Source organism: Escherichia sp. 93.1518 (assembly GCF_013368915.2).
Taxonomy (GTDB): Bacteria; Pseudomonadota; Gammaproteobacteria; order Enterobacterales; family Enterobacteriaceae; genus Escherichia; species Escherichia ruysiae.
On record NZ_JABWMT020000123.1, the window covers coordinates 1 to 294 of the forward strand.

The 294-nt window shown below is 52.7% G+C and carries 1 protein-coding gene; it reads left to right on the top strand.

Annotated elements, in window-relative coordinates:
- Positions 1-41: 41 nt before the first annotated feature.
- On the top strand, positions 42-294 hold a 253-nt coding region (locus HEN21_RS22725), incomplete at its 3' end, for a phage minor tail protein L (RefSeq protein WP_023148395.1).

Sequence of the window (294 nt, forward strand, 5' to 3'; positions counted from 1 at the left end):
CGTGTTGAGTTCAGCGCAGAGTTTGAACAGGTGGTGAACTGATGCAGGATATCCGACAGGAAACACTGAATGAATGCACCCGTGCGGAGCAGTCTGCCTGCGTGGTGCTCTGGGAAATCGATCTGACAGAGGTTGGTGGAGAACGTTATTTTTTCTGTAATGAGCAGAACGAAAAAGGTGAGCCGGTTACCTGGCAGGGGCGACAGTATCAGGCGTATCCCATTCAGGGGAGTGGTTTCGAACTGAATGGCAAAGGCACCAGTACGCGCCCCACGCTGACGGTTTCTAACCTGT